The sequence below is a fragment of the Pseudodesulfovibrio sp. JC047 genome (assembly GCF_010468615.1).
Taxonomy (GTDB): Bacteria; Desulfobacterota; Desulfovibrionia; order Desulfovibrionales; family Desulfovibrionaceae; genus Pseudodesulfovibrio.
This window is the reverse complement of record NZ_WUEH01000075.1, coordinates 1-524: the sequence shown is the minus strand read 5'-3', so window position 1 is coordinate 524 and position 524 is coordinate 1. Positions and strand designations below refer to the sequence as shown.

Annotated in this window: 1 protein-coding gene; it reads right to left on the bottom strand. The window is 49.8% G+C overall.

Annotation, left to right across the window (positions count from 1 at the left end):
• On the bottom strand, positions 1 to 504 hold a 504-nt coding region (locus GO013_RS16725; protein ID WP_203529705.1), incomplete at its 3' end, for a hypothetical protein.
• Positions 505 to 524 lie beyond the last annotated feature (20 nt).

Genomic DNA, 524 nt, shown 5'->3' with positions numbered 1-524 from the left:
GACCCGCTCAATGCGCACCTCGTTGACTTTGAGAAAAGTACGGGCGGCTTCTTTGAAAATACCGTTTGGAATGCCTTGCTTCTTCCAGACCCAATCTGGCGCACCGTATGGGTACTTCTGTCCGTTGCCGTCCCAAGCCTCGGACATACGCCATGGAGTGTTTATTTCCTCTTCGTGCCCATCCGCTATGTATTTGATTCTCATCCATTCAAACTGACAATCTGCGGACTCTTCGTAGGCTACGACGCGACCAGATTCACGCACCCAAACGACGTCATCGGGCTGGTATGGGGCCTGCCTGAGAATACGATACATCCCCTTGTCCACGATAGGACAAACCGCTTGAGGGGAGTCCCATACAAAATAATCTTCACGGATAATCTGTCCGTTTCCGAGCAATCCAAGACGCGGCTGTGGATTCATTGGAATACGATGCTGAGTCTGATTCCCATTCATCATATTGAGAGCCACAGAGCCTTTTGCCATCCATGTTTTGATAGACATTGTGGTACTACCCTCCATTT